At 69.0% G+C, this 6,284-nt stretch carries 7 protein-coding genes and 1 pseudogene; 7 read left to right on the top strand and 1 reads right to left on the bottom strand.

Going from position 1 to position 6,284, the window contains the following annotated elements:
• Nucleotides 1-109 precede the first annotated feature (109 nt).
• A complete protein-coding gene (locus tag N878_RS10730) occupies nt 110-994 on the top strand; it encodes a sugar nucleotide-binding protein (RefSeq protein ID WP_031303021.1) in 885 nt (294 codons plus the stop codon).
• Nucleotides 987-1,910 (top strand): NAD-dependent epimerase/dehydratase family protein, encoded by a 924-nt coding sequence (locus N878_RS10725; RefSeq protein WP_021443656.1) that lies wholly within the window; start codon nt 987-989, stop codon nt 1,908-1,910. Before N878_RS10730 ends, N878_RS10725 begins: the two co-directional genes overlap by 8 nt.
• Before the next feature lie 53 nt (nt 1,911-1,963).
• On the opposite strand, the gene N878_RS10720 is transcribed toward N878_RS10725, so the two are convergent.
• A complete protein-coding gene (locus N878_RS10720) occupies nt 1,964-2,647 on the bottom strand; it encodes an OmpW family protein (protein ID WP_021443655.1) in 684 nt (227 codons plus the stop codon).
• Between the two features lie 193 nt (nt 2,648-2,840).
• Here N878_RS10720 and N878_RS10715 point away from each other — a divergent pair, with 193 nt between their 5' ends.
• The 5 genes and pseudogenes from N878_RS10715 to N878_RS10695 all read left to right on the top strand — a co-directional run.
• The gene (locus N878_RS10715; protein WP_021443654.1) at nt 2,841-3,614 is read left to right on the top strand and encodes a DUF3450 domain-containing protein; all 774 of its coding nucleotides are present in this window, start codon (nt 2,841-2,843) and stop codon (nt 3,612-3,614) included.
• Nucleotides 3,611-4,960: a MotA/TolQ/ExbB proton channel family protein gene (locus tag N878_RS10710; protein ID WP_021443653.1), complete on the top strand. Its 1,350-nt coding sequence runs from the start codon at nt 3,611-3,613 to the stop codon at nt 4,958-4,960. The genes N878_RS10715 and N878_RS10710 overlap by 4 nt, the downstream gene beginning before the upstream one ends.
• On the top strand, nt 4,953-5,501 hold the full coding sequence (locus N878_RS10705; protein ID WP_021443652.1) for a MotA/TolQ/ExbB proton channel family protein: 549 nt from the start codon (nt 4,953-4,955) through the stop codon (nt 5,499-5,501). Before N878_RS10710 ends, N878_RS10705 begins: the two co-directional genes overlap by 8 nt.
• Before the next feature lie 11 nt (nt 5,502-5,512).
• On the top strand, nt 5,513-5,923 hold the full coding sequence (locus N878_RS10700; protein WP_031303020.1) for a biopolymer transporter ExbD: 411 nt from the start codon (nt 5,513-5,515) through the stop codon (nt 5,921-5,923).
• Nucleotides 5,923-6,284, top strand: a pseudogene (locus tag N878_RS10695) (energy transducer TonB); the annotation flags it as partial. The gene N878_RS10700 and the pseudogene N878_RS10695, both read left to right, overlap by 1 nt.

Genomic DNA, 6,284 nt, shown 5'->3' with positions numbered 1-6,284 from the left:
CAGGCGCCGCGTCAGGAGCGCGCCGCGCCGCAACAGCAGGCGCAGCCAGCGCCGGACTACGACAGCTTCGACGACGACATCCCGTTCTAAGCGGAGCGGGCTCTAGCCTATGCGAATGCGCCTGATGCTGCTGGGCGGTGGTAGTGCCCTGGGGCAAGCGCTGATCCGTCTCGGCGCCGAGGAAGACATCGGCTTCCTCGCGCCCAGACCGCCGGAATCGGGCTGGGATGCCGCCAGCCTGACCCAGTTGCTCGATGACACCCGCCCGGATGCCCTGGTCAATCTGGCCTACTACTTCGACTGGTTTCAGGCCGAAGCGGTGGCCGAGGCGCGCCTGGCCACCCAGGAGCGCGCGGTCGAGCGGCTCGCCGAACTCTGCCAGCATCACGCCATCGTCCTGCTGCAACCTTCCAGCTACCGGGTGTTCGACGGCTCGCGGGCTACGGCCTATAGCGAGAAGGAGGAACCGATTCCGCTGGGGTTGCGCGGCCAGGCGCTGTGGCGGCTGGAGCAGAGCGTGCGGGCGATCTGTCCGCGGCATGTGCTGCTGCGCTTCGGCTGGCTGCTCGACGACAGCCGCGAAGGTCTGCTCGGGCGCTTTCTGCAGCGCGCCGAGCGCGACGACGCGCTGTATTTGGCCGACGACCGGCGCGGCAACCCGACGCCGGTGGACGATGCCGCGCGGGTGATCCTCGCCGTGCTCAAGCAGCTCGACTGCGAATCGCCCTTGTGGGGCACCTACCACTACGGCGGCCACGAGGCGAGCACCTCGCTGAGCCTGGGCCAGGCGGTGCTGAGCGAGGCGCGCCATTACCGCAGCAACCTGGTCGAGGACATCGCGCCGCAGGCCCACGCCGCCCGCCCGGACGCCGCCGACGAGCCGCAGCACGCAGTGCTGGCCTGCAAGAAAATCCTTCACACCTTCGGCATCAAGCCGCGCGCCTGGCGTGCCGGTCTGCCGAGCCTGCTGGACCGCTATTACCGTCATGGCTGAAATTCTCGTAACCGGCGGTGCCGGCTTTATCGGCTCGCACCTGGTCGATGCCCTGCTGGCCGCCGGCCACGGCGTGCGCGTGCTGGACAACCTGTCCATGGGCAAGCGCAGCAACCTGCCGCTGGACAATCCGCGCCTGCGCCTGATCGAGGGCGATGTCGCCGATGCCGAGGTCGTTGCCCAGGCGGTGGCCGGGTGCGCGGCAGTGGCGCATCTGGCCGCGGTGGCCTCGGTGCAGGCCTCGGTGGACGACCCGGCGGCCACCCACCAGAGCAACTTCGTCGGCACCCTCAACGTCTGCGAGGCCATGCGCCGGCACGGCGTGCGCCGCGTGCTCTATGCCTCCAGCGCGGCGGTCTACGGCAACAACGGCGAAGGCCAGGCCATCGACGAGGACACCGCCAAGGCGCCGCTGACCCCCTACGCGGTGGACAAGCTGGCCAGCGAGCAGTACCTGGATTTCTACCGCCGCCAGCATGGTCTGGAACCGGCGATCTTCCGCTTCTTCAATATCTACGGTCCGCGCCAGGATCCGTCCTCGCCCTATTCCGGGGTGATCAGCATCTTCACCCAGCGCGTGCAGCAGGGCCTGCCGATCAGCGTGTTCGGCGACGGCGAGCAGACCCGCGACTTCTTCTACGTCGGCGATCTGATCGAGCTGCTGGTCCAGGGCCTGACCGGCGCGCAGGTCGACGCGCAGCCGGCCAACGTCGGCTGGAACCAGGCGGTCAGCCTCAACCAGTTGCTGGCGGAGATCGGTGCGCTCTGTGGCGGCCTGCCGCCGGTGAGCCATCTGCCGGCGCGCGCCGGCGATATCCGTCATTCCCGTGCCGACAACCGCCGCCTGCAGGCGCAGTACCGCCTGCCGCCGCCGACGCCGCTGCGCGAGGGGCTCAGGCGTCTGCTCGCCTTGTAGCCCCTGGAATGAAAGAAGCCGGCTGATGCCGGCTTCTTTCGTTGCAGGACGGCTTAGAACTTGTAGCCCAGGCCGACCATGTACACGAAGGGGTCGACATCCACGTCGACCTTGACCTTGTCGCCGGCCAGGTGGGTGGTGCCGGTGGTGTCGATGTCGATGTAGCGCACCTGGGCGTTGAGCATCAGCTGGTCGCTCAGCATGTAGTCCATGCCCACCTGGCCGGACAGGCCCCAGGAGTCCTTCAGGTCCAGGCCGCTGAAGCCCTTGGCTTCGGCCTCGCTGCTCAGCTCGGTGTCGAAGAACCAGGTGTAGTTGATGCCCAGGCCGACGTAGGGCTGGAAGGCCGAGGCCTTGTCCAGCGGGTAGTAGACGGCGCTGAGGGTCGGCGGCAGGTGCTTGAGGCTGCCCAGCTTGCCGTTCAGCCCGGCGAAGGCGCCCGGCATGCCCTTGACCCCGACGTCGTGGCTGAACGGGGTGGCCGCCAGCAGTTCGATGCCCAGGTGGTCGGTGAGCATATAGGCGAAGTTCAGGCCCAGCTGGGTGTCGCTGTCGAGGGTGGCGCCGCTGCCGGGGACCTTGCCCAGCACGGCGTGATCGATGTTGCCGCTGTCTTCGCGCGGATCGACGGTGGCGGCGCCGGCGCGCACGATGATGTCGCCGGCCTGGTGGGCCTGCGCCAGGGGCGCGGCGATGGCCAGGGCCAGCAGGGAGGCGGTGAACAGCGACTTGTGCATAGTGAACTCCAATCGAGTCGGCGGATGTCTGGGTTGGAATAAATGCTAAGCCATGCATCGATTGGCTCTTTGATCCAGCTCAATGGATGAGCGGGTTCTGCGCGCGGCGATTTGTCCATTGCTTCGATTGTACTTTGCAGATGATAATGTTTCTCTTTTTGCAGCAAGCCCGTCTGTCGAGGACCTTCTCCGCATGAATCGCTTCCCCCTTCGCTCCCTGGCCGTCGCCCTGATGCTGGCCAGCGGTTCGCTGGCTGCCGCACCGCTGGATGCCGCACTGGACGAGAGCCAGCGCCTGGCCGCCGAGGCCAAGGCCTCCCAGGGCCGCGTCGAGCAGCTGGACGATGCCAGCCGCGAAATGCTCACCGAGTACCGCAATGCCTTGCAGCAGGCTGAGGCATTGAAAGGTTATAACAGTCAGCTGCGTGACCTGGTCGAAGCGCAGCGCCAGGAACTGGCCAGCTACCAGCAGCAGCTGGACGGCATCGAACGCACCCAGGAGGCGGTCAGCCCGCAGATGGTCAAGATGGTCGAGGTGCTCGGCCAGTTCATCGCCGCCGACCTGCCGTTCCTCCCCGAGGAGCGCGAGGATCGTCTGGCCCAGCTGCAGGATCTGCTGCCGCGCGCCGACGTCAGCCTGGCCGACAAGTACCGGCGCATCCTCGAGGCCTACCAGATCGAGAGCGACTACGGCCGCACCCTGGAGGCCTGGCGCGGCGAGCTGAGCCAGGCCGACGGCGACTCGCGCAGCGTCGAATTCCTCCGCCTGGGCCGCAGCATGCTCTATTACCAGACCCTCGACGCCCACGAGAGCGGCTGGTGGAACCCGCAGTCCAAGGCCTGGGAAGTGCTCGACGGCGGCGCGCGGCGTCCGCTGACCCAGGCCATCGCCATTGCCCGCCAGCAGCAGGCGCCCGCCGTGCTGTCCCTGCCGATCAAGACCCTGGCCGAGGAGGCCGCCCAATGAGTCGTCGTGTTGTAGCCGTACTGGCGCTCAGCCTGTTGCCGGCGCTGGCCGCCGTAGCCGAAACCCTCAGCCCCGATCAACTGTTGCAGCGCATCCGCAGCGAGCGCGCCGCCGAAGTCAGCGCCATGCAGGAGCGCGAGCAGGCCTTCCTCGCCACGCGCGGCGAGCAGGCGCAACTGCTGGCCGCCGCCCGCTCTGCACTGAACCTGCAGAAGGCCGAGGCCGAGCGGCTGAAGGCCGAGTTCGATCGCCAGGAGGCCGAGCTGGCCGAACAGGAAAAACTCCTGGCGCAGCGCGTCGGCCACCTCGGCGAGCTGTTCGGTGTGGTGCGCCAGAGCGCCGGCGACGTTGCCGGGCAGTGGCAGGACAGCCTGCTCAACGCCGAGTACCCCGAGCGCCTGAAGCGTCTCAAGGCACTGGCCGAGAGCCGCTCGCTGCCGTCTGCCGAAGACCTCGACGGCTACTGGATGCTGCTGCTCGAAGACCTGGCCGCCAGCGGCCGCATCGAGCGCGTGCAGCTGCCGGTGGTCGCTGCCGATGGCTCGCGCAGCGAGCAGCAGGTGCTGCGCGTCGGCGCCTTCGCGGTCTACGGCGAGGACGCCTTCCTGCGTTACGACGCCGACGCCGGCGAGCTGGTGGCGCCGCCGCGGCAACCCTCCGGCCTGGGCCAGGTCGAAGACTACCTGGACAGCCGCGACGCCCTCGCCACGCTGCCCATCGACCCCAGCCGCGGCAGCCTGCTGGCGCAGCTGCAGCAGCAACCGACGCTGTGGGATCGCCTGCAGCAGGGCGGCCTGGTCGGTTGGGTGATCGTCGTGCTCGGCGCGCTCGGCCTGCTCCTGGCGGCCTGGCGCATGGTCTACCTGGGCCGCGTCGGCAGCGGCGTCAAGGCGCAGATGCACGACCTCAGCGCACCGCGGGGCGACAACCCGCTGGGCCGGGTGATCGGCGTGCTGGGGCCGAAGCCGCAGCTGGCCGATCTGGAAACCCTGGAGCTGAAGCTGGACGAGGCGATCTTGCAGGAGACCCCGCCGCTGGAGAAGGGCCAGGGCCTGCTCAAGCTGCTCGCCGCGGTGGCGCCGCTGCTCGGCCTGCTCGGCACCGTGACCGGCATGATCGTCACCTTCCAGGCCATCACCCAGAGCGGTGGCGGCGACTCGCGGCTGATGGCCGACGGCATCTCCCAGGCGCTGGTGACCACCGTGCTGGGTCTGGTGGTGGCCATCCCGCTGCTGTTCCTGCACAGCCTGCTGGCCAGCCGCAGCAAGGGCCTGATCCAGATTCTGGAGCAGCAGAGCGCCGGCCTGATCGCCCTGCACCTGTCGGGAGCGCCGCGCCGTGACTGAGCTGTTCGCCTTCTGGCTGCACCTGGTCGACAGCGCCCATGCGCTGCGCGACTTCATGGGCGCCGGCGGCGTGGTGATGTGGGCGCTGGCCGCGCTCTGCGTGGTGTTCTGGACCCTGGTGTTCGAGCGCTTCTGGTACATGCGCCGGGTCTTCCCGCGCTGGGTGCAGGAGCGCCGCGAGGCCTGGCAGCAGGTGCTGGCCGACGACACCGGCAACTGGCAGCGGGCGGTGCGCGCCGCCTGGCTGGCCCAGGCCCGCCAGCAGCTGGCCGCGCCGCGGAGCCTGAGCAAGACCCTGGTGGCACTCTATCCGCTGCTCGGCCTGCTCGGCACCGTGGTCGGCATGATCGCGGTGTTCGACGTGCTCGCCCTCAACGGCACCGGTAACCCGCGCGGCATGGCCGCCGGCGTCTGGCAGGCGACCCTGCCGACCATGGCCGGCATGGTCCTGGCCATTCCCGGATTGTTCAGCCTGGCGCGCCTCGAGCGCGAAGCCAGCCAGGCCATCGAGCGGCTGGCCGACCAGCTGCGTCACGACTGAGATCGCCCAACATGAGAATGCGTCGTCACCACCAGCAGGACGAAGACACCGGCATCGACCTCACGCCGATGCTCGACGTGGTCTTCATCATGCTGATCTTCTTCATCGTCACCAGCTCCTTTATCCGCGAGTCCGGCGTCGAAGTGCAGCGCCCGCAGGCGGAAACCGCCAACCCGCAGGACAAGGGCAATATCCTCATCGCCGTCACCGCCGACGGCCAGGTGTGGATGGACAAGCAGCCGGTGGACATCCGCAGCGTGCGCGCCCACGTCGAGCGCATGCGCGTAGACCAGCCGGAGGGCGCGGTGGTGGTGCAGGCCGATCAGGACGCACGCACCGGCCTGGTGGTGCAGGTCATGGACCAGGCGCGCCTGGCCGGCGTGCAGGACGTGGCGCTGGCCGCCGGTAGCGGAGTCAACTGATGCGTCTGCCGCTGTCCTTTCTCGGCGCCTGCCTGATGGCCCTGGGCCTGTTCGCGCTGATGCTCTATATGGTCGCCCCGCCCCGCGCCAAGCCGAGCGAAGAGCCGATCAGCGTGGCCAACTTCGTGCGCATGGACGGCAACGCCAGCGAGACCTCCAGCCGCACCCGCCAACAGGCGCCGCAACCACCGCAACCGCAGACCCCGCAGCCGCCGACGCCACCCACGCCGCAGGCGGCCACGCCGAGTGCCAACCTGCCGGCCCTGGATTTCCAGCTGCCCAGCCTGGCCAGCGGCATTGCCGTCAACAGTGCGCCGGCGCCGAGCCTGTCCGGCCTGGCCCCGGGCGCGCCGGCGCCGAC

Source organism: Pseudomonas sp. EGD-AK9 (genome assembly GCF_000465935.2).
GTDB lineage: Bacteria > Pseudomonadota > Gammaproteobacteria > Pseudomonadales > Pseudomonadaceae > Aquipseudomonas.
This window is presented reverse-complemented; position numbering and strand designations above follow the sequence as displayed.

Coding starts and splice junctions, on each gene's coding strand:
- N878_RS10725 (WP_021443656.1), top strand. CDS start 987: ATGGCTGAAATTCTCGTAACCGGCGGTGCCGGCTTTATCGGCTCGCAC.
- N878_RS10700 (WP_031303020.1), top strand. CDS start 5,513: ATGAGAATGCGTCGTCACCACCAGCAGGACGAAGACACCGGCATCGAC.
- N878_RS10710 (WP_021443653.1), top strand. CDS start 3,611: ATGAGTCGTCGTGTTGTAGCCGTACTGGCGCTCAGCCTGTTGCCGGCG.
- N878_RS10715 (WP_021443654.1), top strand. CDS start 2,841: ATGAATCGCTTCCCCCTTCGCTCCCTGGCCGTCGCCCTGATGCTGGCC.
- N878_RS10720 (WP_021443655.1), bottom strand. CDS start 2,647: ATGCACAAGTCGCTGTTCACCGCCTCCCTGCTGGCCCTGGCCATCGCC.
- N878_RS10730 (WP_031303021.1), top strand. CDS start 110: ATGCGAATGCGCCTGATGCTGCTGGGCGGTGGTAGTGCCCTGGGGCAA.